This window comes from Kamptonema sp. UHCC 0994 (genome assembly GCF_029167235.1).
In the GTDB taxonomy this organism is placed as follows: domain Bacteria; phylum Cyanobacteriota; class Cyanobacteriia; order Cyanobacteriales; family Microcoleaceae; genus Kamptonema.
The window spans coordinates 1-1,011 of the sequence record NZ_JARFTR010000319.1 but is presented as its reverse complement, the minus strand read 5'-3'; the positions used below and the strand labels follow the sequence as shown (position 1 = coordinate 1,011).

Below are 1,011 nucleotides of genomic sequence, written 5' to 3'. Positions count from 1 at the left end.
GAATTGATGTGTCTCCTTGTTCATAGGCTTTAACTATTTTTTGGCGAAACTCGATCAAATAAGGTTTCATTTTTTCTGCGATCGCTACTGAACATAGTGTACCACAGATACATGGAATTTGCTATATCCTACAAGGGCGATCGGGTGGAGTGAGAAACCGGGTTTTTGCACAAGATATCGGTGTATAGGCAAAAGTTATCTGAAAAACCCGGTTTCTTTTGTTTGGGCAAAGGGATGGCGCAAAGTAGCTGCTCAACCCAGCTTACTAACTACTTCAAAATCCAATGTAGTTTTGTGGATTTTTGGCTACACCATTAACACGAACTTCAAAATGTAAATGAGGCCCTGTGGAATTGCCGGTGCTTCCTACCTTACCAATGATCGTGTCAGCCGTTACTTGTTGTCCTACTGTTACAAGAGTCTGTGATAAATGAGCATAGACTGTTTCTTCTCCGTTGCCATGATTGACTTTGACATATAACCCATATCCGCCATTGTCTTGATTAGAGGGATACCAACCAACGAATGAAACCGTACCGTTTTTAGCGGCTTCAACAGGATTTCCTAGATTAGCCGCTAAATCAATACCTTGATGTCCTGCTGGATAAGGGCCTGTGAACCCTCTTTCGATTCTGTAGTTAGCCAGAGGTTTTTGCCAGGTAGGAGAAGGCTGAACAGGAGGTAAAGGATTTTCTATTTGATTAGAATTGCCTTCTTTATTCGTAGGTTTCGGCATCATTAATCCCATCTTATGCCACCAAGTCATGTTGTTATCAGATTCCTGCCATTGCCAGAGATTATCATCTGTACCAACTCCAAAAGCTCGCAACTCTCCATCCGGGCGTTGAATGATATCCAAATCGCTGCCTAAGAGTCCCATTTTATGCCACCAAGTCATATTATTGTCAGACTCACGCCACTGCCAAACGTTATCGTCTGTGCCAATTCCAAAGACTCTCAAACTACCATCTGATGCTTGAATGACTTCAATTTCCTTACCAAGCAGCCCCA

The 1,011-nt window shown here is 42.6% G+C and carries 1 protein-coding gene; it reads right to left on the bottom strand.

Annotation, left to right across the window (positions count from 1 at the left end; all coding sequences use genetic code 11):
- Positions 1–274 precede the first annotated feature (274 nt).
- Positions 275–1,011 (bottom strand): peptidoglycan DD-metalloendopeptidase family protein (locus PY364_RS28795; RefSeq protein ID WP_275571131.1); only part of this gene is annotated, 737 nt, incomplete at its 5' end.